Consider the following 25,467-nt stretch of genomic DNA (forward strand, 5'->3'; position numbering starts at 1 on the left):
CCTTTCGGGGGGTGGGCAGGAGGGCGGGCGGGCCCGCCGCCGGTGCCGGGCGGGCCCGCTCGGGTGCGGCTGGGGGATCAGCCGCGGCTCAGGTGCGGCTTCAGGGACGTGCCGCGGCCGGCGGCTGGTGGTAGACGGCGTTCCAGACCCGGTTGCGCAGCGCGGCGAACTGCGGGGACAGCCGCATCTGCTCGGTACGGGGATAGGGCAGGTCGATGTCGACCACCTCCTGGACGCGGCCGGGCCGGGCGGCCATCACCACCACCCGCCGGGCGAGGTAGACCGCCTCCTCCACGTCGTGGGTGACGAACAGCACGGTCCGCCGCTGCGCGCTCCAGGTACGGAGCAACTGGTCCTGCAACTGCACCCGGGTCAGGGCGTCGAGGGCGCCGAACGGCTCGTCCATCAGCAGCACTTCGGGATCGACGGCGTAGGCGCGGGCGATGGCGCAGCGCTGCTTCATGCCGCCGGACAGCGTCTTGGGCAGCGCGTCCGCGAAGTCGGCCAGCCCGACCAGTTCGATCGCGTGCGTCGCGCGGGCCCGGCGCTCGGCGGCGGGCAGCCCGGTCAGCCGCAGCCCGAACTCGACGTTGCGGCGCACCGTCAGCCACGGGAAGAGCGCGTACTGCTGGAAGATCATCCCGCGCTCCGGCCCGGGCCCGGTGACCCGCTCGCCGTCCACGGTCACCTCGCCCGAGGTCGGTTCGTCCAGCCCGGCCGCCAGGGCCAGCAGCGTGCTCTTGCCGCAGCCCGACGGCCCGACGACGGTGACGAACTCCCGCTCGCCGATGTCCAGCGACACCCCGTCGAGCGCGGTGAACGCGCCGTTGTTCACCGGGAAGGTCCTGGTGACGTCCCGGAAGGAGATCTTGCTGGTCATCGGCGCTCCTGCCACCGGGTGATCCGCCGTTCGGCGAGCAGCAGCAGCCGGTCCATGACCAGGCCGAGCACGCCGATGGCGATCACCCCCACGAAGATGGTGTCGAGGTCGTAGTAGGTCTCGGCGTGCTGCATGCGGAAACCGAGGCCCTCCTGCGCGGCGATCAGCTCCGCCGCCACCACGGTCGCCCACGCCGACCCCAGCCCGACCCGCATCCCGACCAGGATGAACGGCGCCGAGGCGGGGATGACCACGCGCAGGAAGATCGTGCGGTCCCGGGCGCCGAGCACCCGCGCCGCGTCGATGAGCGTGCGGTCCACGCCCACCACCCCCTGGAGGGTGGCCACCACGCTGGACAGGAACGCGGCCAGGAAGATCACGAAGATCTTCGGGGTCTCACCGATGCCCATCAGCACGATCGCCAGCGGGATGAGCGCCAGCGGCGGCACGGCGCGGAAGAACTGGATGTACGGCTCGCACAGCCCGCGCACCACCGGGTACCAGCCCATCAGGAAGCCCACCACGACGGCCAGCGCCGTGCCGAGCGCGAAGCCGATCAGCACCCGGCGCAGGCTGGCGACCATGTCGCCCTCCAGCGTGCCGTCCCTGAGCAGGTCGCCGCCGCGCCGGGCCACCGCCAGCGGTCCCGGCAGACCGCCGACCCCGCGCCAGGCCAGCAGGGCCCACACCGCGAGCCCCAGCACCAGCGCGATCACGTTGAGCACCGGCGCGGGGACCGACCGGCCCTTGCGGCGCCCGGCCGGCCGTGCCGTGGCCCGGGCCGCACCGGTCGCGGTCCCGCCGGCGGCCTTCGACTCTCCCGGCACCCCTATGTCCATCGTGGCCTCGTCCGGTTCATCCGTCCTCCCCGATTCGTGGCCGCCCCGGGTAGCGGGACAGCAGCGGTGACTGGTGCAGGACCAGCGCGATGCCGCCGAGCGCGGCGCCCACCTCGCCCAGTGCCGCCGGCCGCAGGTCCAGCCGGTGGCGGGAGACGGGCAGCAGCCGGCGCGACAGCTCCCGTTCGACCGGGCCGGTCAACGCCTCGCCGGCGGCGGCCAGTTCGCCGCCGATGACGATCACTCCCGGCCCGACGGCGTTGGAGACCGCGGCCAGCACCGCGCCGACCCGGCGGCCGGCCGCGGCGAGGACACCGGCCGCCACCGGTTCGCCGGCCCGGGCGGCCGCGGTGAGCCCGGCGATGTCGGCGGCCTCGCCGCCGGCCGCCCGGTAGGCCTCCAGCACCGCGCCGACCGACGCCACCGTCTCCAGGCAGCCGGTGCCCCCGCACTCGCAGGGTCCGCCGTCCGGGTCGACGGTGATGTGGCCGAACTCGCCGGACAGCCCGTACGCGCCGCGGTGCAGCGCGCCGCCCACCACCAGCCCGCCGCCGACGCCGTGCGACAACCGCAGGTACAGCACGTCCTGTTCGCCGGCGGCCGTGCCCCACGTCGACTCCGCGAGCGCCGCGAGCCGGGTGTTGTTGTCCACCAGCACCGGCACCGCGAACTTCCGGCGCAGCAACGGCACCAGTTCCGCCGGCGGTCCCGGCATGTCGTCGGCCGGCTGCCAGGCGACCGGGCCGACCACGCCGACCCCGATCGCGCTGAGCGCGTCCAGCCGCAGCGAGTCACCGGCCAGCGAACCGATCAGCCGCTCGGCCAGTTCGATCCGCTGCGGCCAGGACAGGTCCGGGCCGTGCGCGTGACTCGCGGTGCCGACGACCTCGTGCGCCACGTTCACCGCGGCGACGTGCACCGCCCGCCGGGCGAAGTCGACGCCGATGGCCTGTCCGGCACCGGGGTTGAGGGCGAGGCGCTCCACCGGCCGGCCGCGCCGCCGCGGGCCGGCCTGCGGAGCCGACGCCACCACCGCGCCGTTGGCGACCAGCGCGGCGACGATGTCGTAGAGCGTGGTGCGCGACAGTCCGCAGCGCGCGCCCAACTCACCGCGGCTGAGCGGCCCGTGCTTGCGCAACAGGTCCAGCACGAGTTCCTCGTGCCCCCTGCGGAGCCGCGCCAGCGGGCCGTCGTGTTGCTGCATGCCGACAGGATGCGGAGCCCGGAGTTTTTTCGTCAATGGCCCGGAAAAAAACAATTCCGCCGGCGTCCGGGACCGCCTCGGCGCCATCACCGCAGCTCACAACCGCTTTACCGGGGCGGTGCGCGGCAGCGGATTCCCGCCGATCCTTCGCACACACGTTGCGCTCCCGTCACACGCGTTCATATTCGGCCACCGGGACCGGCCTTCGGCCACCACGACCGCCGCCCGCGACGGACCGCTTCGGCCACTGCACCGGCTCCCGCCGCACCGCTGCCGTACGGCCCGGCGGCGCCGTTCACCTCACGCGTCGCGGGCGCAGCGGAGTCACGCGTCGCGGGCGCAGCGGAAGCCGAGGTTGCCCGTCGTGCTGTCCGGGGTGTTCGACGTGCGGGCGGCCACCCGGTATCGGTTGCAGTACGAGCGGTGGCACAGGTAGGACCCGCCGCGCATCACCCGGTTCGCGCCGCTCGCCGGGCCGGCCGGGTCGGTGCGCCGGCGGGCGGTGTGGTCGGTGGTCCACCGGTCGGCGCACCACTCCCAGACGTTGCCCGCCATGTTGAACAGGCCGAAGCCGTTGGGTGCGAAGGCGTCCACCGGCGCGGTGCCCGGGTAGCCGTCCAGCGCGGTGTTCTTCGTGGGGAAGTGCCCCTGCCAGATGTTGCAGCGGTGCTCGCCGCCGGGCGTCAGCTCGTCGCCCCACGGGTAGCGCCGCTGGTCGAGGCCGCCGCGCGCCGCGTACTCCCACTCCGCCTCGGTGGGCAGCCGCCCGCCCGCCCAGCGGCAGTAGGCGGCGGCGTCCGCCCACGACACGTGCGCCACCGGGTGGTCCGCCAGCCCGTCGAGACCGCTGCCGGGGCCGAACGGGGTCCGCCACGAGGCGCCGGGGACCCCGCACCACCACGGCGCCTGCGGCGGCCGGGCCGCGCCGCGCCGCAGCGCGGCGGGCAGGAAGCCGGCGAACACGAAGGACCAGCCGAAGCGTTCGGCCTCGCTGACGTGGCCGGTGTCCGCCACGAACCGGGCGAACCGCTCGTTGCTCACGGCGTACGCGTCGATCGAGAACGGCCGCAGCGTCACCGGCCGCACCGGCCCCTCGCCGTCCTCCGCGAAGCCCTCCGCGTCCTGGGTGCCCATCAGGAACGTCCCGCCCGGCAGCGGCACCAGCGTCCCGTGCGACTCGCCCCCGGCCGGTGCGGCGCGGCCGTCCGCCGCACGGTCCGCGCCGCCGGGGGCGGTTCCCGGCGCCGGGGGGAGGCGGACCGCGCCGGACCCGTCGGCCGGCCCGGTGCCGCCGCCGCGGCCCGGCGCGCAGCAACTCGCGCCCGGTTGCGTTGCGTTCATGCGATGTCTCCGGTTTTGTTCGGGGGCGCGCGGCGCCCGGGACAGGGGCAGATGCGGCGAAAAACGCCGCAATCCAACGTCGTGCCAGGTCAGAAGCGAAAAACCTAACCGAACCTTGACGTGGCTGACCAGTGTGCGTAGCTTCTGCGGCCGGAGCCCGACCACGGGTGTCCGCCCGATCACGGCGCAGTAGCGAGACCCTTCCCCGGCCCTTCCGCCTCCCGCTCCCCCTGGTCCGCACTCCTCATCGGTCACTCCTCACAGGAGCACATCAGCATGCGCGGAAACCGCGTTCCTGCCGCACCGCCCCCCGCTGCCTCCCCGCTCACCGCCCGCTCCCGGCACCGCTGGCTGCGGGGCCTGCTCGCCTTCGGCGCCGGCCTGGTCCTGGTCGTCGGCGCCCTCGTCGCCCTGCCCGGCACCTCCCAGGCCGCCGGCTCCCTGCCGTGCGACATCTACGCCGCGGCCGGCACCCCGTGCGTGGCCGCGAACAGCACGGTCCGCGCGCTGTACTCCGGCTACGACGGCAGCCTGTACCAGGTCACCCGGGTCTCGGACAACGCCACCCGCGACATCGGCCTGCTGGCCCCCGGCGGCTACGCCGACGCCGCCGCGCAGGACACCTTCTGCGCCGGCACCACCTGCGTCATCAGCAAGATCTACGACCAGTCCCCGCGGCACAACGACCTCACCGTCGAAGGCGCGGGCGCCGCCGGCGCGGCCGACCACGGCGCGGTGGCCTCCGCGCTGCCCATGACCGTCGCCGGCCACGCCGTCTACGGCGTCCTCGTCACCCCCGGCACCGGGTACCGCCACACCGACGCGGCCGGCGTCGCGGTCGGCGGCCAGCCGGAGTCGATGTACATGGTGGCCAGCGGCACGCACGTCAACGGTGGCTGCTGCTTCGACTACGGCAACGCCGAACACACCATCACCGACACCGGCAACGGCCACATGGACGCGGTCTACATCGGCACCCGCTGCCACCTCCCGCCGTGCACCGGCAACGGCCCCTGGGTCGCGGCGGACCTGGAGAACGGCCTGTTCCAGGGCAGCGGCAACAACCCCGCCGACCAGGGCAACGCCAGCCCGTTCGTCACCGCGCTGCTGAAGAACAACGGGCAGACCGCCTTCGCGCTCAAGGGCGGCAACGCCCAGTCCGGAAGCCTGTCCACCTGGTGGAACGGCGCGCTGCCCACCGGCGGTTACACCCCCATGCAGCAGGAGGGCTCCATCGTCCTGGGCACCGGCGGCGACAACAGCAACGCCTCCGCCGGATCGTTCTTCGAGGGGGTGATGACGGCCGGCTACTCCACCGACGCGGCCGACAACGCCGTCCAGGCGAACATCGTGGCGGCCGGCTACTCCGGCAGTTCCGGCATCACCGGAGCGACCATCTCCGGCCCGGGCGGCACGTGCGTGGACGTCGACGGCGACGACACCGGCACCGACCACTCCGCCGTCCAGCTGTGGGGCTGCCAGTCCGGCTCCGTCGACCAGCACTGGACGCACAACGCCGACGGCTCGCTGGAGACCCTCGGCCGCTGCATGGACATCGCCGGCAACGGCACGGCGAACGGCACGAAGGTCCAGCTGTGGGACTGCGACGGCGTCGGCGGCCAGGTGTGGCGCCAGCAGTCCGACGGAAGCCTGCTCAACCCGCAGTCCGGCCGCTGCCTGGACTCCCCGTCCGGCGCCACCGGCAACGGTACCGCGCTCCAGATCTACGACTGCAACGGCTCCGCCGCCCAGAAGTTCACCCTGGACTGACCCCCGGCCGGGGAGCGCGGCGGCCGGGTCCGGCGGGGAGCGGCAGCTCCAACACCGGTGCCGCAGCCCGCTTCCCGGCCGCCGGCAACAGCAACTCCCGCGAGAATTACGGCGGTTCGCGTCCACCGCTGCGTTGATTCCTTGCGCCCTTTGCCGGTTGACGAAGTAAAGGCTCCCGAACGCGTTGCGGTGCGTAAGCTCCGGAAAACACAATGGGCCAGGCGTTCAACGGGGTTGCGGAGAAGCATGGTCACAGCGGCGGGCAGCAGAGCGGCCGGGGAATCGGCGGACGGCACCGCGCCGGGCCGGGGCGGCAGGCCGCTGATCGGTCAGTTCGGGCTGATCAGCATGGCGATGAGCGGCGTGATCGGCTCCGGCTGGCTGCTGGCCGGGCAGGACGCGTTCAACATGGCCGGCGACTGGGCGTGGGTGTCCTGGGTGATCGGCGCCGCCGCCCTGGGCTGCATGGCCCTGGTCATGGTCGCGCTGGCCACCCGGCGCCCGCACAACGGCGCCCTGGTGCGCTGGCCCACCGAGAGCAGCGGCAAGAGCGTCGGCACGATCATCGGCGCCGGCCTGGTGGTCACGTTCGCGGCGAACATGCCGACGGAGGCGGCGGCCGTCGTCCGCGGCCTGTGCCCCCAGGTGCACTCGCTGTGCACGAGCACCCCGGATTCGTCCGACCACCGGCTCACCTGGACCGGAGTGCTGCTCGCGGCCGCCGTGATGACCCTGGTCTTCTCGATCAACTGGCTCGGTCTCACGGTCGTCACCAAGGTCAACGTGGCTTTCACGGTGGCCAAGTTCTTCATTCCGCTGGGAACGGCCGTCCTGCTGTTCTGCTTCAAATTCCACTGGAATCCGCTCGACACCGCCCCGCACGGCGGCACGTCCAGCAGTCTCGGCAGCGTGCTCAAGGCGGTCACGGTGGCCGGTGTGGTCTTCGGCTTCACCGGCTTCCAGGGGCCGATCGACCACGCCGGCGAGGCCAACCCCCGCCACCTGCGCCGCGCGGTCCTGATCGGCCTGGGCATCCCCGCCGTCCTCTACACCGCCCTCCAGGTCGCCTACATCGGGCACCTGCCGTTCGGCGGCGTCGCCCACGGCATGGACACGCCGTACATGAGCATCGCCCGCAGCAGCATGCTGCCGTGGCTGGCGGCGGCGCTGTTCGTCGACGGGATGGCCTCACCGTTCGCCACCGCGCTGGTCTTCGCCTCCTTCGTCGCCGCCGAGTTGCGCACCGCCGCCGAACAGGGCCTGGTCAAACCGCTGTCGCTGAGCCGAACGTACGGCAGCCGCCAGGTACCGCGCGTCGCGCTCATCGCCAACTTCGCCCTCGGCATGCTGATGCTGCTCCTGCTGCACGACTGGGAGTCGATCGTCTCCGCCACCGGGGTCATCGCGCTGTTCGTCTACTCCTACACCGCCGTCAGCTACACCGTCTTCCGCCGCACCTGGCAGCAGGGCGACGGCGACGGCGAGGCGGAGAACCCGTTCCGCCGCACGTACGCGCTCCTCGCGCCGCTGAGCTTCACCCTCGCCACGGTCCTGGCCTACGCCGCCGGGACGAAGAACCTCAGCGTCGCCCTGGCGTTCATGTTCGGCGTGGCGATCCTCGCGTTCGTCTTCGCGCGCAACGCCGTCGAGGTCCGCCGGCGCCTGCACCAGCGCCGCGCCGGCTGGCTCATCGGCTACTTCGCCCTCCTGTACGGGCTGCGGCTGCTCGGCTCGTGGAGCCCCGGCGGCCACCTCCTGCTGCCGCAGGCCGCGGGCATCTGCCTCGTCGCCGCGCTCGGCCTCGGCGCGTACCACCTGGGCGTCGCGCAGTCGTGCCGCTACAAGCAGGAGCTGCGCACGCTGGACGACGGCCCCGCCGCGGCGTGGCGGGACCCGGCGTAGCGCGGCGCCCCCGCGCACGGGTCAGTCCGGGGCGCGGTCCAGCACCCGCCGCTCGTGGCCGTGCTCGCCGCGCCGGCCCAGTTCGGCCGCGTACTCCCGCACCGGCCGCGACACGCCGATGCTGACCACCGCGTCGTCCACGTCCCGGATGCCTTCCGGGAAGGCGCCGCGCAGCGTTTGTACGTAGTCGACGAGCAGGACGGCGCCGGCCGACCGGGTCCGGTAGGCGTCGCCGAGGTAGCGGGCGACCGTGCGGTTCGTCCTGACCCGCCGGCGCGGCGGCCTGACCAGCGTGACGAGGTCGGCGAGTTCCGAACCGGTGAGCCGCGGGGGACTGCCGACGGCCTCCTCCACCAGGTCGGCGGCCAGGTCGTGGTTGTTGTGGTCGCACAGTTCGCGGACGGTCTCCACGATCACCGGCCCGGCCGCCCGCCCGGCGATCGCGGTCAGCAGCTCGCGCCAGCCCTGCTCGTCGCGCACCTGCCCCTTCCACCGCTGCACCAGGTCGCCGAGCACCTCCCCGGTGCGCCGGCCGGCCGCCTCCAGCAGCAGCTCCGCGCGGGCGGCGGCGTCCTCGCGGGGCAGGCACCGGGCGAACTCGGTGATGTAGCGCGGCTCCTTGGCCGCCGCGATCCGGACGATCAGCGGCCGGGCCAGGTGCGGCGCTCGCCCCGAGAGCCCGGCGTGGATCGCCTGCACCTCGGCGGGCCGGCGCTCCAGCGCGCCGCCGAGAATCCGGTCCCGGTCGGGCGAGGCCGCCCCGGCGGGACCGGGGTCCGGCCAGGTGCGGACGAGCAACGTGACGAAATCCTCCGGTTCCAGCCGGGCCCACATGCTGTCCGGCAGCGCGTGGCCGCCCGGCCGGAACGCCTCCAGCGCCGCGTCCAGCCCCAGCAGCGCCTCCGCCGGCCGCCGCGCCGGCGTCGCGTGCTCGATCAGCCACTGCGCCCAGGCGTCGAGCCGGTGGTGCCACATCAGCATCAGCAGCCGGGCGACCGGGTACCCGCGCAGCCCGTCCGGCGCCGCGCCGGCCCGCGTGCCGGACGGGGCGGCGGCCGCCACGTAGAGCGCCAGCACCTGGTGGGCGACCGCGTCGGCCCACGGGCGCGCGTCCTGCACGCCGCCGTCGCGCGGTCCGGCCAGCACCCGCAGCAGGGCCGCCACGTCACGCGGCCGGCGGTGCGCGGTGAACTGCTCCACCAGCCGGTCCGCCGCCCGCTCCGGCAGCAGGCCGCGCAACTCCACGATCTCCTGCGGCGACTTGTGCCGGGCCGCCGCCTCCAGCACCGCGCGCACGTCGTACGGCTGTCCGCCGTCCGCCAACCGCTGTACGAGCAGGGCCACTTCGTGCGGCGTCCGCTCCTCGGCGAACTCCTCCAGCACGGTGAGCGCGCCCTCGCAGTCGCCCACCGGCGCCCGTCCCGGCGTCCCGCTGCCCACCCCGTCGCGCAACCCGCCCGCGAACTCCACCAGTTCGCCGGCGGACTTCTCCTTCGCGAACTGCACCAGGTTGCGCAGGTCCTCGTCACCCGCGAGGTCGGCCCGCGGACCGCCGCCGCCGGTCGGGGCGTGGGGCAGCGTCGCGTCGTACGGGTACGTGGCGTCGGGCGGATACGCCGGGTCGTAGGGGTGGGTGCGGTCCGCCGCCGCGGGCGTGACCGCGGGGTGCGTGCGGTCGCCGGCGGTGGCCGCACCCGCGGCGAGGGCGCGGTCGTCGTGCCGGGCCGGAGCCGGGCCGTCGTGCCCGGCGCCGGGGCCGGGGTGGCCGGGTTCCGGGCCGCCGCAGGGCGCCGGTGCGGCGTTGTCGGCGGTGGGCGTCACGGTGTCCCACCACCGCCCGGGCCGGGGGAGAGCGGATCGTGCCGGCGGCCGGCCATCAGCCGCAGCGCGTCCTGGGGGCCGCCGTGCTTGACGACGCTGTCGCCGATCCAGCGGCCGAACAGCAGGCAGTCCGGGCAGCCGTGGGCGGCGAGCGCCCGCATGACGGTGCCGTTGTCCCACGCGTCCCGGCCCAGCAGCGGCCGCGACAGCGTGTCGCGCAGCCACTCGACGGTGCCCTCCTCGTACCCGTGCGTCAGGTGCACGATGTGGGCGACGTGGGCGGCCGGCGCCCCGGCCATGCGCCGCTGCACGCAGGCGACGACCCGGTCGGTGTCGATGTCGGCCAGCGGTCCCTGGCGGCGCATCCAGGCGGCCACCAGTTCCCTGGGATCGGCCGCGGCCAGCCGCCGGTCCTGCTCGCGGGTGTCCGGCGGACCGCCGCGGGCGGCGTGGTCCGGCGCGGCGCGGTTGGGGAAGACGTCCAGCGGATAGGGGCCACGCTGGATCAGGCCCGGCCGCACGTCCTTGCCCTGGGGGCTGTCCTTCATCCCCTGGTAGAGGTCGCGGATGTTCAAAACGGCCCCGGCACCCGGAATCCCGCTCTCCAGCACGTCGATCATGAGCCCGCTGAACTCGGTGAGGCCGTCCGGCCGTATCGCGCCGGTCAGCTGGCTGCGCGACCCGTGGGAGACGGCCGTCAGCACGCAGGTGTTCGGGTCGCGGGCCGACCAGGCGTCCGCCGCCGGCCGCGCGCCGAACGGGTCGCGCCGCCCGTCCGGCTCCCCGAACTCCAGCGCCGGCACCCCGAGCGCCCCGGCGCCCGCGCTGTTGCAGCAGTCCAGCACCAGCGCCCGCGCGCAGTCGTGGTGGACGCGCATCTCCTCCTGCACGACGTCCAGCGCGAGGAAGCTCCACGGCGCCCGGGTCCGCGACGTGCTGAGGGCCAGACCGGTGTACTTGTAGGTCTCACCGCTGCCCACGGTCAGCACCTCGCCGTGTCCGATGTAGTGCACGAGCAGCCGTCCGCCGCCGCGCGCGGCCTGCATCCCCCGCGCGATGGTGTCGATGATCCCGTGCGGCGACTCGGGGTCGACCACCCGCACCACCCGGTCCCACAACGGTCGGCCGTCCTGCTCCAGCAGCTCCGTCAGCCGCCGCGCCGTCGCGTCGACGCTGTCGTAGCCGGTGAGCCCCGACCCCGCCGCGTACCGCCCGACGCTGATGATGATCGCCTGCCGCTCCCCGCGGGCTTCAGTCATCGCCGGCCGGCGATCCGGCGGTACGGGCGGCGGGGGGTTCCGCCGCGGGGGTGGACCGCGTGGCGGGGGCGGCGGGGGCCGATCGCGCGACAGGGGCCGACGGTGCGGCGGGCGCCGAACGCGGGGCGGGGGCCGGGGCGTTGGAGGCGGGTGCGTCCGGTGCGTCCGGTGCGTTCTCGGCCCGTCCGACGGCCCGGGCGTCCGTCTCGGGGGGCGTGCCGTAGCGCTGGGACCGCTCGTGCAGCCAGCTCCTGACCTGGTCGAGGACCGCGTTGACGGCGTACGTCCCGGAGGTGCTGAGGAAGAACGTCAGCAGGTCGTGGGAGACCCCGAGCGTGGGTGAGTCGGACTCGACGGGGGTGAGCGCGCAGTCCACCGCGTACTCGGCCTCGATCAGCCGCCGCACGGCCCGCAGGTCGTCCCCGTCCATCGTCCGGGCTATCCGTACCTGAATCTCCACAGTCATCCTCATCCCCTCATGACTCACCTTGTCTTCCTATTATGTGACGGCACATCATACGGTTGTGATCCCCGAGCAACGCCTCGCCGGACAGCGGACCGCCTCCCGCGAACCGGACCGGGGAAGTCCGCGCCGCCGGCGCGTACCGGGGGCGGCGGCATCGTCGGGACCGGAGGCGAACGCGCCGCCGCCCCGCCGAGCCGGGGGGCTCGGCGGGGCGGCGGGGCGGGGATCAGCGGGGCAGGACGCAGACGGCCGCGGTCGCGGCGAAGGGGGCGCCGGCCGAGGTGAGCGCGCCGGTGGTCGCGTCGCGGGTGAAGGCGGTGACCGTGCCGGAGTTCTGGTTCGCGGCGAACAGCAGGTCGCCGCCCGGGGCCAGGGCGATGTGCCGCGGGTAGGCGCCGCCGGCCGGCACGGTGTCGAGCAGGGTCGGCTGCCCGCCGTCGCCGTCCAGGGAGAAACGCGCGATGCTGTCGTCGCCGCGGTTGGAGACGTAGAGGAAGGCGCCGTCCGGTGAGACGACCGCCTCCGCCGGGTAGTTGCGTTCGGTGCCGGTGTCGCCCGGCATCACCGTCGGCAGCGAGGCGCCGGGCGTGACCAGTCCGGTGGCCGGGTCGTAGGCGCACACCGTCAGGGTGTTGCCGAGTTCGTTGGCCACGTACAGGTACCGCCCCGAGGGGTGGAAGGCGCCGTGCCGGGGGCCCGCGCCGGGCTCGGTGGCGGCCTGCGAGACGGCGGTGAGCTTCCCGGTGCCGGTGTCCAGCGTGGAGGTGTAGATGGTGTCGGTGCCCAGGTCGATGGCGAGCACGAAGGAGCCCGCCAGGTCGTTGAGCACCATGTGGGCGTGCGGGCCGCTCTGCCGGCTGGGGTCGGGGCCGGACCCGGTGTGCTGCACCAGGTCGGTGCGGTCGCCGAGGGTGCCGTCGGCGGCCAGGGCGTGCACCGCGACGCTCCCGGAGTCGTAGTTGGCGGTCAGCAGGTGGCCGCCGGCCGCGTGGACCGTCAGGTGGCAGGGGCCGGAGCCGCCGGTGTCGCTGCTGTTGAGCACCTTCGGGCCGCCCGAGGTGGACAGGGCGGACACGGTGTTCTCGTACTCGTTGACCGTGTACAGCAGGTCGCCGCTCCCGACGGCCAGGAACGAGGGGTCGGCCACCGCGACCGAACCGGTGCCGGTCACCGCCCCGGTGGCCGGGTCGTAGGTGGCCAGCCCGAGGCCGGGCCCGCCGGAGGAGCTGTAGGTGCCGATATAGAGCGCCCGGGCGTCCGCTCCGGCCGCCCGGGGCGATCGGGCCGCCGCGGTGCGCGGGGCCGCCTGGGCGGTACCGGCCGTGGCGGACAGCGCGGCGGTCGCGGCGGCGCCCAGCAGCAGCCGCCGGGATATCCCGGCCGGTGCCGATGGTCGTGCGGTGGGGCGGGCGTGCTGGTCGTCGGTCACTGTGCGTCCTTCCGGTCGGCCTGAAGCGCTTCGGACGGCGGTGTCCCGGCGGGCGGTCCATCGCGCGGCGGCACCGAACGCCCGCGCCCGGCGGGCCGGTCGCTCGTGACGGTGCCGTCCGTCCCCGTACCGTACGAGGGCGGCTCACCAACGCGCGAGGGGTCGCCGGCCGTTCCTCCGCGCCTGTTCCTTACCCCGTGGGCCCGCCGCCGCATGCGGGGCGGGCCCGACGCGCCGTCCGGCACCGGGCTCCGCCGTGCGCCGGGGGCGACGTACGACGCGAGCCCGGATGTGTCAGGGCGTCACTCGCCCGACGTCTCGGGGATCGAGGCCGCGCCGTCGCCCGCCGCGGTCACGGTGTTGGACGTTCCGACGACGTTGGGGTCGGAGGCGCACTTCTTCTGGTCCTTGACGTTGAAGCCGTAGCCGGACGCGCCGAGGTCGATGTCGTTCTGGGTGAAGACGTTGCCGCAGCCGGAGCCGTCGACGAGCTGTTCGACCTCGAAGCCGTCGACCAGGCCGTCGCTCATGGTGTTGCCGGACACGGTGTAGTCGTTGCCCTTGACGGCGACGACGTCGGTGGAGGAGTTGGCCCCGCTCTCCCCCTTGCCGCTGAAGGTGTTTCCGCTGATGGTCCCGCCGACGGTGGCCTCCTTGGCGTCGATGTTCTCGGCGGCGACGTTCGGCCCGAAGGTGTTGCCGGTGATCCGGTCGTCGTCGCTGAGGTCGGGGTTGCCGTCGGTGTAGGTCTTCCAGTTGCTCTTCGCGCTGCCGATGTAGACGCCCTCGCCGTACCCGGCGTCCTTCAGGCCGGTGTCGTGCACCGTGCTGTTCTCGACGACGTCGTCACTGCTGAACGCCCTCAGGTGGATGCCCTCGTCGCCGATGTCGTGGACGGTGAGGCCGTCGAGGACGTCGTGGTCGGCCCCGTCGAGCACGACGCCCTTGGCCGAGTCGTCGACGCTGAAGCCGGTCAGGTTCCAGTAACCGGCCTCCAGGTGGAAGCCGTAGCCGGTGCCCAGGTCGCCGCTGCTGTCGGAGTTGGTGAGGATCGCGCTGGACGGACCGGTCAGGGTGATCGGCGCGCTCGACGTGCCGCTGGTGGTCGCGTCGAAGGCACCGGAGTAGGTGACGCCGCCGGCCAGCGAGATCGTGTCGCCGGCCTTCACCGAGGCCAGGGCGCTGGTCAGTTCGGCGGAGGTCGACACCGCGATGGTGGTTCCCGACGCGGCGGGCGTGGCCGCGCTGGCGCCGGTCGCCGCCAGTACGCCGAGGGGGAGGAGGGCCGCGGTGGCGAGCAGGCTGATCCGGCGCGTACGGGTGGTCATGGGATTCACCAATCTGTGGGGAGCGGTGGCGGCGGGTGGGGCCGCCGGCGGAGCGGAGGCTTTCGCGGGCGAGCCGGCCTCCGGACAAGCCGGCTTTCGGGTGACGACTGAGCCCGGCAAGGACTGAGCCGGGCAGCTGAGCCGGGTACGGACGGAGCAGGGCAACGGCGGAGCCGGGCGGGGACGCGGCGGAGCTCCCGCGAAGGGGTGCCGGGGTGCCGGCGGACTTCGCGGCAGTGGACCTGGTCCGGGGGTGAGGCGGTGCGGTGACGGCCGGGCAGGTGGAGCGGACGCGTCACCGCGGAGCCGGATCCGACGGCCCCTCAGGCGCTGGGGCACTTCATACGGTCACACGGACGCGGTGGCCCGGTAAGCCATGAAACGGCAAAGTTTCCCAAGGGTGAAATGTGTTCACGAATGCGAATAAAAGATCGGTTGCCCCAACGGCCAAGCCACCGCTCCCAGCGGCGAAGCCAACGCCCCCACCGGCGAAGTCGTCACCCCCACCGGCGAAGTCGTCACCCGCAAACGCTCGAAGCCGCCGCTCCACGGGGGAGCGGCGGCTTCGGCGTCGGGTGGTGCGGTGCGAGCGTCAGACGGTGGTGTCGCGCAGCTCCGGGGGCAACAGCTCGGACGGGACGTCCTGGTAGGCGACGGGCACGAGCCAGCGGCGGATCGCGGTGGCGCCCACGGAGGTGTGGGCCGGGGCGGTGGTGGCCGGGTAGGGGCCGCCGTGGTGCTGGGCGGCCGTGACGGCGACGCCGGTGGGCCAGCCGTTGACGATCAGCCGTCCGGCGTGCCGGGCGAGCCGGGCCAGCGCGTCGCGTGCGAGGGCCAGGTCGTCGGCGTCCCCGGTGTCCAGCTGCACGGTTGCGGTGAGCTGGCCGGCGCCGGCCCGATCGAGCAGGTCGGCCGCCTCGGCCGGGCCGGCGCCGGTGACGACGATGCCGATCGGCCCGAAGTGCTCCTCGGTGACCAGGTCGGGCGCCGCCGCTACGGCGGCCGCGGTGGTGCGGTAGACGGTGGGCGTCGCGGCCCAGGGACCGTCGCCGGGGACGCCGCGGGCCAGCAGGGTGAGGTCGGCGCGCCGGTCGAGGCGGTCGAGGGACTCCTGGTACCCGGCGTGGATGCGTTCGGACAGCATGGGCGCGCCCGCGCTGCGGGTGACCGCCGCGCCGAGCGCCTCGACCAGTGGCTGGTCGTCGGGGACGAACAGCACGCCCGGGTTGGTGCAGAACTGGCCGGCGCCCAGGGTGAGGGAGGCGGCGTAACCGGTGGCGACGTCGTCGCGGCGGCCGCGGGCGGCGCCGGGAAGCACCAGCACGGGGTTGACGGAACCCAGCTCACCGTAGAAGGGGATGGGCACCGCACGCCGCGCGCACAGTTCGGACAGGGCCAGGCCGCCGCGGGAGGAGCCGGTGAAGCCGACGGCCGTGATCGCCGGGTGCCGCACCAGGGCGGGGCCGGCCTCGAAGCCGTGCACGACGGCGAACACCCCGTCCGGCGCGCCCGCCCGCGCCAGCGCCCGGGTGACGAGGGTGGCGGTCAGCTCGGAGGTGCCCGGGTGGGCCTCGTGCGCCTTGACGACGACCGGGCAGCCGGCGGCGAGCGCGGAGGCGGTGTCGCCGCCGGCGACGGAGAAGGCGAAGGGGAAGTTGGAGGCGGAGAAGACGGCGACCGGCCCGGTGGGACGGGTGGTGCGGCGCAGGTCGGGGCCCGGGCCGCCCGGCGGGTCGATCACCACGTCCAGGTGGCCGCCGTCCCGCAACAGCCGCGCGAACAGCCGCAGTTGGCCGGTGGCGCGGGCCACCTCGCCGGTCAGCCTGACCTCGCCGAGCGCGGTCTCGGCGTCGGCGACGGCGACGAGGTCGGCGGCCCGGGCGTCGAGGGCGTCGGCGACGGCCTCCAGGGCGGCGGCCCGGGCGGCCGGCGCGGTGTCGCGCCAGCGCGGGAAGGCGGCCGCGGCGGCGACCGCGGTCCGGTCGACGGCGTCCGCCGGGGTGACGGGTACCGGCTGCCCGGTGGGCTTGCCGGTGCGCGGGTCGTGGCCCTGGACGAAGCCGGGGGTGGCGTCGGAGTCGGTCATGTCAGGCACCCAGCCGATCGGCGTCGAGGTTCGGGAAGCAGAACTGGCCGCCGAGGTGGGCCAGGACGGGATCGTCGTCGGCGACCTCGCCGGCGCGTTCGCGCACCTGGGAGGCGTACGCCTCGGCGTTGTCGCGCGGTTCGAAGCCGAGTGCGCGGGCGCCCTCCTGGGAGACCCACCCGCCGCGCGTGTTGTCGGACACGCCGTAGACCACCCGGTAACCGGGCTTCTCCGCGGTCAGGCAGGCCTCGAACAGCCGGCCCGCGTCGTCGGGGGAGAGCCAGGTGGCGAGCATGCGCGGGTTGGCGGGTTCGGGGAAGCAGGACATGATCCGCACGCAGATCACGTCGAGCCCGTAGCGGTGCGCGTACAGGGCGCCCAGCGCCTCGCCGGCCACCTTCGAGACGCCGTAGTAGGTGTCGGGCAGCGGCGTCACGGTCTCGGGCAACGGGTACTCGTCGGGCGTGTGGAAGCCGACGACGTGGTTGGAGGAGGCGAAGACCACCCGCGGGACGCCGGTGCGGCGGGCCGCTTCGAAGACCGTGCAGGTCCCGCCGATGTTGACCTCGTGGATGCGCTCCCAGGGGGCCTCCACGGAGATGCCGCCCAGGTGGATGATCGCGTCGACGCCCTCGCACGCCTTTTCCATGGCGGCCGCGTCCGTCACCGACGCCTGGACGTACTCCTCCCCGTCCGCGGTGCGGCCGGCCGCCGCCGCGGGGATCGCGGGCAGGTCGGCGAGCGGCGCGATGTCCAGCAGGCGCAGCGTGCGCCCGGGGGCGGCCAGCTGGGGCCGCAGGATGGTGCCCACACCGCCGACGGCGCCGGTGATCAGGATCCGTGACACGTCCTCGTTCTCCTTCGCTCTTCGGGTTCCTCAAGGCGTACGCGGCTCGCCGGCTCCCGCCGGGGGACGGGAGCGCGGGGAGCACAGGGACCGGGCGGCACGGGGTACGGCACACCCGGCGGCGCGGTCCGCCGCCGGCTGTCGGCGGGCCGCGCTCAGACCATCCGCAGCAGCGTGCACAGCTCGCCGGCGTGGCGCTGGACGGCGTCGAGGACCTGGGCCGCGTGGTCGCCCTCCTTCAGGCGGGCCAGCGGGACCGAGCAGCTGATGGCGTCCACCACCGGGCCGCCGTGGTCCAGCGCCACCGCGAAGCAGCCCAGCCCCTCGGTGTTCTGCTCCTGCTCGGCGGAGTAGCCGCGGGCGCGGGTCTCGGCCAGCTCCGCCAGCAGCGCGTCCCGGTCGGTGATCGTGTGCGCGGTCAGCGGCACCAGCGTCTCGGGCAGCAGCTCCAGCACCTCCTGGTCGGAGCGCCGGGCCAGCAGGGCCTTGCCCAGCGCCGTGGCGTGGGCCGGCAGCCGGCGCCCGACCCTGGAGGTCAGGCGCAGGTGGTGCGCCGACTCCCGGCTGGCCAGGTAGACCACGTCCGGCCCCTCCAGCCTGGCCAGGTGGCAGGTTTCGTTCACCTCGGTGCGCAGCTGCTCCAGCGTGCGGGTGGCCGCCCGGATGACCGGGTCGCGGTCGAGGTAGGAGGTGCCGACCAGCAGCGCGTGCAGGCCGATGAAGTACCCGGTGCCGCGCCGGTCGGTCTCCACCCAGCCGCGCGCCACCAGGGTGTGCAGCAGTACGAAGAGCGACGACTTGGGGTACCCGAGTTCCCGGTGGATCTCGCTCAGCGTCAGCGGGTCGCGCACGCGCGCCAGCAGTTCGAGCAGTTCCACCGTGCGGTCGGCGGACTTCACGGCCGACGAGGAGGAGGTGGAGGCCGGGCGCCCCGGGGACTGCCGCCGTGGGGAGACCTGCTGTGGCTCTTCCAACTCGTCCATGGGAGCTTCTCTCGGGGAGGAGGGGTGGGGAACGGTTCCCGGGGCGCCGTTTCGTACCGGTGTGCGCGAAGGTCCCGACGTATTCTCATCTGTGGATGTCTATTCACATATGAGATTAGCACGGGCCTTGACTGCCGTTTCGTACCGCTCTTAGGGTAGGCGATGTTCGCTGGTATGAAAAGTGTTCACCCTGATGAACACGGACCGGAGGTCGCCACCTTGTCCACGCACCCTCCCCACGCCGCTCGCCGCTTGGCCGAACGCCTCGACGGCCTGCTGTTCTTCCCCGTCACCTCCTTCGACGACAGCGGAGCGCTGGACGTCGAGGGCTATCGCGGGCACATCGGGGACCGGCTGGAGTCCGGCCCGGCGGCGGTCTTCGCCGCCTGCGGCACCGGCGAGTTCCCCGCCCTCGGGCTGGCGGAGTACGAGACCGCCGTCGCGGCCGCCGTCGACGTCGCCGGCGGCCGGGTCCCGGTGGTGGCCGGCTGCGGCTACGGCACCGCGCTCGCCCAGGCGTACGCCGAGGCCGCCGGCCGCGCCGGCGCCGACGGGCTGCTCGTCCTGCCCCCCTACGCCTCGGACGCCGGCCAGGACGGGCTGTTCGCCCACTACTCCGCCCTCGCCGCGAGCACCGACCTCGACCTGATCCTGTACCAGCGCGACCAGGTGCGCCTCGCCCCCGCCACGGTCGCCGAACTGGCCACGGTGGACAACATCGTCGGCCTGAAGGACGGACTCGGCGACCTGGACCTGATGCTGCGCGTCGTCAGCGCGGTGCGCACCGCCAACGTGCCGGGCTTCCGCTTCTTCAACGGCATGCCCACCGCGGAGATGACCCAGCAGGCGTACCGCGCCATCGGCGTCCCCCTGTACTCCTCCGCGGTCTTCTGCTTCGCCCCGGACCTCGCCCTCGCCTTCCACGAGGCGCTGGAGAACAAGGACACCGCGGTCCTCGACACGTTGACGGACACCTTCTTCCGGCCCTACGTCGAACTGCGCGCCGGCCGGCCCGGCTACGCGGTGTCGCTGGTGAAGGCCGCGACCCGGGCCGTCGGACACCGGGTGGGCGGGGTGCGCGCCCCGCTGACCGAGCCGGCGCCCGAGCACGTGGACACCGTCCTGGCGCTGGCCGACGCGGCCCGCCGGCTGCTCGGGTGAGCGGCCGATGACCACCACGCCCCTCAAGGGGGCCAACCTCTACCCGTGGGACGTCGTCGGCGACCCGGACTGCGCGCCGCTGCTGGCCGGGCTGGGCATCGACCGGGTCGTGCTGGCCACCGCCTACCACACGGTGCGCGCCCTGACCCCGCGCCATCCGCGGCACAAGGTGGTGACGACCCCGCACTCGGCCGTCTTCTTCCCCCCGGACGAGCGGCGCTGGCGCGACGCCGCGCTGCGGCCCGTCCAGGTGGACGGCGGCGGCGCGTCCTTCGGGGCGGCCGCCGCCGAGCTGGACCGGGCGGGCCTGCGGGTCTACGCCTGGGTCGTACTGGCCCACAACCAGCGGCTGGGGACGCTGTTGCCCGCACACGCCGTGGTCAACGCGTTCGGCGACCCCTACCCGTGGGCGCTGTGCATCTCCTCCGAGCAGGTGATCGCGTACTGCGCGACCCTGGCCGCCGAGGCCGCGCGGCAGCCGCACGTGGCGGGCGTCGAGCTGGAGTCGTGCGGCTGGTACGGCTTCGGCCACCTGCACGCCCACGACAAGACCGGCGGCGCGGCACCCGATCCGTACAGCAGGCTGCTGCTGTCGCTGTGCTTCTGCCCGGCGTGCGCGAGCGGCTACCGCGGCGCCGGCCTGGACGTGCCCGAGCTGCGCGCCGGGGTGCGGCGGCGGCTGGAGGAGCTGTTCGCCGGGCGGCCCGTCCCGCCGCTGGAGGACGCGGTGGCCGGGGCCGTCGCCGCGATGCGCGTGGCGGCGGCCGACCGGCTGCGCGAGGCGGCCCTCTCCGCGGTCCGCGAGGTCCGGCCGGACCTGCCGGTCCTGCTGCACGCCGACCCCGACCCGCTGGTCACCGGCGCCAACGTCGGGGTGGCCCCCGGGGCGCTGTTCGCCCCCGGCGGGGCGGACGGGGTGGTGCTGGCCTGCCAGAAACGCTCCGAGGCCGGGCTGGACGCGGTCCGCGCGTACGCCGGGCGGGCCACCGCCGGGCAGGCGGTGGCCGCGACGGTGTCCATCGTCTCGGGGATGGGCGCCGACCTGGCGGATCTGGCCGCCTGGAGCGCGGACCTGGGTGCGGCCGGGGCGACCGAGCTGCGCTACTACCACGCGGGCCTGGCGACCGCCGCGGACCTGGCGGCGCTCGCCCCGCACGCCTGACGACGGCGCGGTGCGGTCCCCGCGGCACCCGCCGCGAGGACCGCACCCGGCGCCCGTCAAAAGCGCGGCTTGCGGCGCTCCCAGGAGGGATCGGCCAGCCGCATGGCGCTCACGTCGTCACGGGACCTGATCCCGCAGTCCAGGTACTGCTGGTGCAGCCGGGCCAGCGCCTCGCGGTCCAGCTCGACACCGAGGCCGGGGCCGGCCGGCACGGCGAGCGATCCTTCGGACCACACCAGGGCGCCGGGCCGCACCACGTCCTCGCGCTGCCACACCGAGTGGGTGTCGCAGGCGTAGGTCAGCTCGGGCAGGGCGGCGGCCAGGTGCGTCATGGCCGCCAGCGAGATGCCCAGGTGGGTGTTGGAGTGCATCGACAGGCCCCAGCCGAACGTGGCGCACAGCCCCGCCAGCCGTTGCGAGGCCCGCATGCCGCCCCAGTAGTGGTGGTCCGACAGCACGATGGAGACCGAGCCGAGCCGGACGGCCTCCGGGATCTCCGCGAAGGAGGTCACGCACATGTTGGTCGCCAGCGGCAGCGAGGTGCCCGCGGCGACCCGCGCCATGCCGGGGTTGCCGCCCGTCGGGTCCTCCAGGTACTCCAGCAGGCCCTCCAGCCGCGGCGTGACGCGCAGCGAGGTCTCCACCGACCAGTTGGCGTTGGGGTCCAGGCGCAGCGGGCGGCCGGGGAACGCCTCGTGGAGCGCGGCGATCGCCTCGGCCTCCTCCTCGGGGGCGAAGACGCCGCCCTTGAGCTTGAGCGAGCCGAAGCCGTAGACGTCCACCAGGCGCTTGGCCTGCGCGACGATGCCCGCCGGGTCCAGCGCCTCCCCGAAGTCGTCGTCCGGGTAGTCCGGGCCGGTCGCGCCCTGCGGGTGGCGGGCCCAGCGGTAGAACAGGTAGGCGCTGTACGGGACGGCCTCGCGGACCGCGCCGCCCAGCACGTCGCACACCCGCAGGCCGGTCGCCTTGCCCTGCGCGTCGTAGAAGGCCACCTCCAGGGCGCCGACGGTCTGGGCGATGGTCTTCTCGCGGGAGGCCGCGCCGATCAGGTCGGTGGGGCTGCCGGGGGCCGCGGCGCCCAGGGCGGTGGCCGTGCGCGCGGTCAGGCCGTTGAGGTCGAAGACGCTCAGGCCCTCCAGGACCGGCGCGGCCGCCCGCAGGTTGGCCAGCGTCGGGTCGTCGCCGTACGCCTCGCCGAGCCCGGTGATCCCGGCGTCGGTGTGCAGTTCGATGACGGCGCGCAACTGGTAGGGCTGGTGGACACCGGAGGCGTTGAGCAGCGGTGGGTCGAGTACCGCGACGGGGGTGATGGTGACGCCGGTTATCCGGGGCGGTTTCATGCGTTCCCTCTCGGGGTCGTCGGGCGGGGCGGGGCGACCGGGGTCAGCCCTTGAGCGAGCCGCTGAGCATGCCGCGTTCGAAGAGGCGCTGGAGACACAGGTAGAACAGGACGCTGGGCACCATCAGGATGGTGGCGGCGGCCAGTTTGACGCCGTCGCCCAGCTCCTCGCTGGACTGGAGCGACGTCACCACGACCGTCAGCGGGTCCAGCGACGGGGACTGCACGACCAGCAGCGGCAGCAGGTACTGGTCCCAGATCATCAGGAAACCGAAGACCGCGCAGGTCGCGAGGGCCGGTTTGCACAGCGGCACGATGATCCGCAGGAAGATCCACACGTCCCCGGCGCCGTCGACCCGGGCGGCCTCCTCCAGCTCCAGCGGGATCTGCCGCATGAACGCGGTGAGGATGTAGATGGGCAGCGCCCAGCCGACCAGCGGCAGGATCAGCCCGCCGTAGGAGTTGAGCAGGGTGCCGCCGCCGAACGGCTGGGGGATCTTGCCGATGATGAGGTACAGCGGAATCGCGATGACCTCGTCCGGCATCATCATCGTGGCCATGATCAGCACCATGACCGCCGCGGCCCCGCGGAAGCGCTTGCGGGCCAGCGCGTAGGCGGCCATCGAGGAGACCGCGAGCTGGAGGCTGAGCCCGAAGACCTCCATGACGGCCGAGTTGAACAGGCCCTTGCCCATCCCCTCGCGCCACGCGGTCTCCACGTTGCCCAGCCCGAAGTCCTGCGGGATCAGCTGCATCTGCCCCAGCCGGGACGTGCCGGAGCTGAGGGCGGTGGCGATCATCGACCACAGCGGCAGCACGAACACGGCCACCACGATCAGGCAGACGACCACGCGTGCGGCACGCCCGGCCCGCCGCGCGCCGGGACCCTCGGTCAGGGCGCGCGGCGCACGCAGCCCCAAAGCGGTGGACGCCGATCCGCCGAGTGCCATCTCAGCTCTCCCTTCGGCCGCGCCACCGCTGCACCAGGAGGGTCAGCGCGACGGTGATGAGCAGGAACAGGGTGGAGATCGCCGCGGCGTACCCGATGTCGTTGTTGGTGGTCGCCTGGAGGTAGTCGTAGGGCACGACGGTCTGCGAGGCGCCGTTCGGGCCGCCGTTGGTCAGCACGTAGATCTCGGTGAACACCCGCATGCCGCGGATCACCCCGAGCGTCAGCACCACGGTGGTGGTGGGGCGCAGCGCCGGCAGCGTGACGTAGCGCAGCCGCTGGAGCAGCCCGGCCCCGTCGAGCGACGCGGCCTCGTAGAGCTCGCGGTCGATGCCCGCCAGACCCGCGACGAAGATGATCATGTCGTAGGGGGCGGACTTCCACACCTGGACCAGGATCACCGACACCAGCGCGGAGTGCGGACTGCTGAGGAACGGCAGCGGGCCGACGCCGGCCAGGTGCAGCACGCTGTTGGCGGCGCCGTACCGGCCCGGGAACAGCAGTGAGCTCCACAGTTCGGCGATGGCCACCATGGAGACGACCACCGGCAGGAACACCGCGGTGCGAAAGAGCTTCAGCAGCCGGGCCGGGCCCTCCAGGAGCAGCGCGAGGGCGAACCCGGCCACCGCCGAGCCGACCACGGTGGCGAGCGCGTCCACCACGGTGTGCCAGACCGCCGAGCGCAGCGCCGGGTCGTGGAGGGCGCGGACGAAGTTGTCCGCGCCGACCCACTGGTTGCCCAGGTAGGGGCGCACCTTGTACAGGCTGAGGTAGATGCCCCAGGCGGTGGGCCAGAAGCGGAAGACGGCGAAGAACAGCAGGGCCGGCGCGAGGTAGAGCCAGGGCACGAGCGCCCGCCGGCCGCGGCCGCGCCGGGGCGCCGCGACCGTACGGGTCGGCGCGGGCGCGCGGGTTTCGGTGGTCATGGCCATCCTTCGACTAGCCCGCCACGCCCTGTGCGGCCAGCGCCGCCTGGAACTGCGAGTTCAGCTTCTTCATCGCCGCGGCGGGCGGCGCGCACTGGGCGATCATGCCGTTGAGGTCGTCGGACGTCAGCTGGCGCAGGGCGGTCCAGTTGGGCAGCGAGTCGTACTCGTAGTGCCCGTCCTTCTGGTAGACGGTCGCCGCCAGGCCCCAGCGGGGGTCGTCGGAGTGGGCGGTGGCGGCGTTGAGGCCGGGGGTGACCGGCAGCCGCACCACGGTGGCGGTCGGCACGGCGGTCATGCCGAGCTGCTGCGTTGTGGGCGTGATCATGAACCCGGCGAGCTTTTCGGCCTCGTCGGTCTTGGCGCCCTGCATCAGGTACATGCTGGTGCCCTCGGCGAGGGTCTGCGATCCGCCCGGTCCCGCCGGGGGCGCGACGGCGACGTACTTGCCCTTCACGGGACTGGCGTCCATGGTGGCGAACGCGTAGGGACCGGTGAGGTACATGCCCGTCAGGCCGGTCTGGAACGCCTTGTTGCCGGCCGTGGTGTCGTCGTTGAGCATGCCGGGCTGGACGACCTTGTCGGTGCAGGCCAGCTTCTCGAACTCCTGGGCGGCGCTGATCGCCTGCGGCGAGTCGAGGGTGGCGGTGTACTTGCCGCCGCCGTCGCTCTTGACGTAGTCGCCGCCCGCCTGCCAGAGCAGCGAGGACCACCACCAGGAGATGTAGCCGTTGGCCGTGGTCCCCGGCACGTCGATGCCGTACGTGTCGTTCTTGCCGTCGGCGTCCGGGTCGTCACGGGTGAACGCCTTGGCGACCCGTTCCACGTCGGCCCAGGTCTTCGGCGGGCTCAGGTGCAGCTTCGCCAGCCAGTCCTTGCGTACCAGCAGGACGTTGGCCTGCGCGGAGAACGGGATGGCGTAGGTGGCTCCCTTGGGGTCCTTCACCGAGGACAGGGCCTGCGGGCTGAGCGCGCTCAGCCCGGGGACCGACGACGCGTCGACCTTCTGGATGATGCCCTGGCTCTCGAAGTCGCCCAGCTGCGAGGCGTTGTCGATGACCATGTCGGGCAGGCTGTGCGCCGAGGCGGAGGCGGACAGCTTGGTCTCGAAGTCGGTCAGCGTCATGTACGGCTGGACCTTGATACCGGTCTTCGCGGTGAACGCCGCGAAGATCTTGTCGTACGCCTTCAGGGAGTCCCCCGAGCCGCGTACCCACACCTTCAGCGGGCCGGTGCTGTCGGCCGACGACCCGGAGTGGGATCCGCAGCCGGCCAGCAGACCGGCCGACAGCGCGCTCACCACCACGATGCCCGTCATCCGGCGGCGCCCGGTGCCAGTTCCTCGAGCCGTCATGGCACTCCCGTCGCTTTCATAAACATGAACTAGTTACAGGGACGTGAACAGCTGTGATGCGATCGGACCCTACGTGGCACCTATGGCGGCGTCAAGAGGTCCGACGGGTCCGCATTTTGGGGCAGATTTTCAGCTGCGTGAAAATTTTTCGCGCCACAGAAAATCGCTCCACCCCTCCCCTCGCGGCTCGGTGGCGCCCTGTGATCGAGGCGGCGGGTCCTGCGACGGGCCGGGGTGAACTCGCCCCGGCCGGCCCCGCGGTGGCCCGGAGCGAACTCGTAGCCGCGGGCAACGGCCTTGCCGGCGTTCGGGGATGGGAGTTCTCGTCACCCTCGCGGGGCCGGTGGATCCGCCGGGTGGGGCGTAGCATCGACGGTGGGGCAAAACGCCTTTTATCTCATGAAATCCGGCATCTTGCGAT

The 25,467-nt window shown here is 73.7% G+C and carries 20 protein-coding genes; 4 read left to right on the plus strand and 16 right to left on the minus strand.

Going from position 1 to position 25,467, the window contains the following annotated elements; genetic code table 11:
* Positions 1 to 100: 100 nt before the first annotated feature.
* The 4 genes from POF43_RS13795 to POF43_RS13810 form a co-directional block, all read right to left on the minus strand.
* Positions 101 to 880, minus strand: coding sequence for an ABC transporter ATP-binding protein (locus POF43_RS13795; protein ID WP_271323769.1), 780 nt, complete (start codon positions 878 to 880; stop codon positions 101 to 103).
* Positions 877 to 1,719, minus strand: a complete 843-nt coding sequence (locus POF43_RS13800) for an ABC transporter permease (protein WP_271323770.1) — start codon at positions 1,717 to 1,719, stop codon at positions 877 to 879. Before POF43_RS13800 ends, POF43_RS13795 begins: the two co-directional genes overlap by 4 nt.
* A gap of 16 nt (positions 1,720 to 1,735) precedes the next feature.
* Positions 1,736 to 2,923, minus strand: coding sequence for an ROK family transcriptional regulator (locus POF43_RS13805; RefSeq protein ID WP_271323771.1), 1,188 nt, complete (start codon positions 2,921 to 2,923; stop codon positions 1,736 to 1,738).
* A 324-nt stretch (positions 2,924 to 3,247) separates the two neighbouring features.
* Positions 3,248 to 4,264, minus strand: coding sequence for a formylglycine-generating enzyme family protein (locus tag POF43_RS13810; protein ID WP_271323772.1), 1,017 nt, complete (start codon positions 4,262 to 4,264; stop codon positions 3,248 to 3,250).
* Positions 4,265 to 4,540: 276 nt separating this feature from the next.
* On the opposite strand from POF43_RS13810, the gene POF43_RS13815 reads away from it, so the two are divergent.
* Positions 4,541 to 6,034, plus strand: coding sequence for an arabinofuranosidase catalytic domain-containing protein (locus POF43_RS13815; RefSeq protein ID WP_271323773.1), 1,494 nt, complete (start codon positions 4,541 to 4,543; stop codon positions 6,032 to 6,034).
* A gap of 246 nt (positions 6,035 to 6,280) precedes the next feature.
* On the plus strand, positions 6,281 to 7,936 hold the full coding sequence (locus tag POF43_RS13820; RefSeq protein WP_271323774.1) for an APC family permease: 1,656 nt from the start codon (positions 6,281 to 6,283) through the stop codon (positions 7,934 to 7,936).
* A 21-nt stretch (positions 7,937 to 7,957) separates the two neighbouring features.
* Here POF43_RS13820 and POF43_RS13825 read toward each other — a convergent pair whose 3' ends face one another.
* The 8 genes from POF43_RS13825 to POF43_RS13860 form a co-directional block, all read right to left on the minus strand.
* Positions 7,958 to 9,757: a hypothetical protein gene (locus POF43_RS13825; RefSeq protein WP_271323775.1), complete on the minus strand. Its 1,800-nt coding sequence runs from the start codon at positions 9,755 to 9,757 to the stop codon at positions 7,958 to 7,960.
* Positions 9,754 to 11,016 (minus strand): hypothetical protein, encoded by a 1,263-nt coding sequence (locus tag POF43_RS13830; protein WP_271323776.1) that lies wholly within the window; start codon positions 11,014 to 11,016, stop codon positions 9,754 to 9,756. The genes POF43_RS13825 and POF43_RS13830 overlap by 4 nt, the downstream gene beginning before the upstream one ends.
* Entirely contained in the window at positions 11,009 to 11,482 is a 474-nt protein-coding gene (locus POF43_RS13835) for a hypothetical protein (RefSeq protein ID WP_282704573.1), read from the minus strand. Before POF43_RS13835 ends, POF43_RS13830 begins: the two co-directional genes overlap by 8 nt.
* 226 nt (positions 11,483 to 11,708) lie before the next feature.
* Positions 11,709 to 12,911, minus strand: coding sequence for a lactonase family protein (locus tag POF43_RS13840; protein WP_271322882.1), 1,203 nt, complete (start codon positions 12,909 to 12,911; stop codon positions 11,709 to 11,711).
* 302 nt (positions 12,912 to 13,213) lie between these two features.
* Positions 13,214 to 14,239: a right-handed parallel beta-helix repeat-containing protein gene (locus tag POF43_RS13845; RefSeq protein ID WP_271315367.1), complete on the minus strand. Its 1,026-nt coding sequence runs from the start codon at positions 14,237 to 14,239 to the stop codon at positions 13,214 to 13,216.
* 592 nt (positions 14,240 to 14,831) lie between these two features.
* Positions 14,832 to 16,325, minus strand: a complete 1,494-nt coding sequence (locus POF43_RS13850; RefSeq protein WP_271322881.1) for an aldehyde dehydrogenase (NADP(+)) — start codon at positions 16,323 to 16,325, stop codon at positions 14,832 to 14,834.
* A 1-nt stretch (position 16,326) separates the two neighbouring features.
* Positions 16,327 to 17,172 (minus strand): NAD-dependent epimerase/dehydratase family protein, encoded by an 846-nt coding sequence (locus POF43_RS13855; RefSeq protein WP_271322880.1) that lies wholly within the window; start codon positions 17,170 to 17,172, stop codon positions 16,327 to 16,329.
* Positions 17,173 to 17,327: 155 nt separating this feature from the next.
* Positions 17,328 to 18,155 (minus strand): IclR family transcriptional regulator, encoded by an 828-nt coding sequence (locus POF43_RS13860; protein WP_271315370.1) that lies wholly within the window; start codon positions 18,153 to 18,155, stop codon positions 17,328 to 17,330.
* 252 nt (positions 18,156 to 18,407) lie between these two features.
* Between POF43_RS13860 and POF43_RS13865 the strand changes: the two genes are divergently transcribed.
* Together POF43_RS13865 and POF43_RS13870 are read left to right on the plus strand one after the other, a co-directional pair.
* Positions 18,408 to 19,316: a 5-dehydro-4-deoxyglucarate dehydratase gene (locus tag POF43_RS13865; protein ID WP_271315371.1), complete on the plus strand. Its 909-nt coding sequence runs from the start codon at positions 18,408 to 18,410 to the stop codon at positions 19,314 to 19,316.
* Between the two features lie 7 nt (positions 19,317 to 19,323).
* Positions 19,324 to 20,478 (plus strand): hypothetical protein, encoded by a 1,155-nt coding sequence (locus POF43_RS13870; protein WP_271315372.1) that lies wholly within the window; start codon positions 19,324 to 19,326, stop codon positions 20,476 to 20,478.
* Positions 20,479 to 20,534: 56 nt separating this feature from the next.
* Here the strand turns inward: POF43_RS13870 and POF43_RS13875 are convergent, their stop codons facing one another.
* The 4 genes from POF43_RS13875 to POF43_RS13890 are packed head-to-tail and all read right to left on the minus strand — an operon-like array spanning position 20,535 to position 25,046.
* Positions 20,535 to 21,818 carry an enolase C-terminal domain-like protein gene (locus POF43_RS13875; RefSeq protein ID WP_271315373.1) on the minus strand — a complete coding sequence of 428 codons (1,284 nt, stop codon included), beginning with the start codon at positions 21,816 to 21,818 and terminating at the stop codon, positions 20,535 to 20,537.
* A gap of 43 nt (positions 21,819 to 21,861) precedes the next feature.
* Positions 21,862 to 22,767 carry a carbohydrate ABC transporter permease gene (locus POF43_RS13880; protein WP_271315319.1) on the minus strand — a complete coding sequence of 302 codons (906 nt, stop codon included), beginning with the start codon at positions 22,765 to 22,767 and terminating at the stop codon, positions 21,862 to 21,864.
* A gap of 1 nt (position 22,768) precedes the next feature.
* Positions 22,769 to 23,692, minus strand: a complete 924-nt coding sequence (locus tag POF43_RS13885; RefSeq protein ID WP_271315320.1) for a carbohydrate ABC transporter permease — start codon at positions 23,690 to 23,692, stop codon at positions 22,769 to 22,771.
* Positions 23,693 to 23,705: 13 nt separating this feature from the next.
* Positions 23,706 to 25,046 (minus strand): ABC transporter substrate-binding protein, encoded by a 1,341-nt coding sequence (locus POF43_RS13890; RefSeq protein WP_282704574.1) that lies wholly within the window; start codon positions 25,044 to 25,046, stop codon positions 23,706 to 23,708.
* Positions 25,047 to 25,467 lie beyond the last annotated feature (421 nt).

It is taken from the genome of Streptantibioticus silvisoli, from assembly GCF_027947535.2.
GTDB lineage: Bacteria > Actinomycetota > Actinomycetes > Streptomycetales > Streptomycetaceae > Streptantibioticus_C > Streptantibioticus_C silvisoli.

Coding starts and splice junctions, on each gene's coding strand:
- POF43_RS13870 (WP_271315372.1), top strand. CDS start 19,324: ATGACCACCACGCCCCTCAAGGGGGCCAACCTCTACCCGTGGGACGTC.
- POF43_RS13820 (WP_271323774.1), top strand. CDS start 6,281: ATGGTCACAGCGGCGGGCAGCAGAGCGGCCGGGGAATCGGCGGACGGC.
- POF43_RS13815 (WP_271323773.1), top strand. CDS start 4,541: ATGCGCGGAAACCGCGTTCCTGCCGCACCGCCCCCCGCTGCCTCCCCG.
- POF43_RS13795 (WP_271323769.1), bottom strand. CDS start 880: ATGACCAGCAAGATCTCCTTCCGGGACGTCACCAGGACCTTCCCGGTG.
- POF43_RS13850 (WP_271322881.1), bottom strand. CDS start 16,325: ATGACCGACTCCGACGCCACCCCCGGCTTCGTCCAGGGCCACGACCCG.
- POF43_RS13860 (WP_271315370.1), bottom strand. CDS start 18,155: ATGGACGAGTTGGAAGAGCCACAGCAGGTCTCCCCACGGCGGCAGTCC.
- POF43_RS13845 (WP_271315367.1), bottom strand. CDS start 14,239: ATGACCACCCGTACGCGCCGGATCAGCCTGCTCGCCACCGCGGCCCTC.
- POF43_RS13800 (WP_271323770.1), bottom strand. CDS start 1,719: ATGGACATAGGGGTGCCGGGAGAGTCGAAGGCCGCCGGCGGGACCGCG.
- POF43_RS13835 (WP_282704573.1), bottom strand. CDS start 11,482: ATGACTGTGGAGATTCAGGTACGGATAGCCCGGACGATGGACGGGGAC.
- POF43_RS13830 (WP_271323776.1), bottom strand. CDS start 11,016: ATGACTGAAGCCCGCGGGGAGCGGCAGGCGATCATCATCAGCGTCGGG.
- POF43_RS13880 (WP_271315319.1), bottom strand. CDS start 22,767: ATGGCACTCGGCGGATCGGCGTCCACCGCTTTGGGGCTGCGTGCGCCG.
- POF43_RS13890 (WP_282704574.1), bottom strand. CDS start 25,046: ATGACGGCTCGAGGAACTGGCACCGGGCGCCGCCGGATGACGGGCATC.
- POF43_RS13875 (WP_271315373.1), bottom strand. CDS start 21,818: ATGAAACCGCCCCGGATAACCGGCGTCACCATCACCCCCGTCGCGGTA.
- POF43_RS13810 (WP_271323772.1), bottom strand. CDS start 4,264: ATGAACGCAACGCAACCGGGCGCGAGTTGCTGCGCGCCGGGCCGCGGC.
- POF43_RS13885 (WP_271315320.1), bottom strand. CDS start 23,692: ATGACCACCGAAACCCGCGCGCCCGCGCCGACCCGTACGGTCGCGGCG.
- POF43_RS13805 (WP_271323771.1), bottom strand. CDS start 2,923: ATGCAGCAACACGACGGCCCGCTGGCGCGGCTCCGCAGGGGGCACGAG.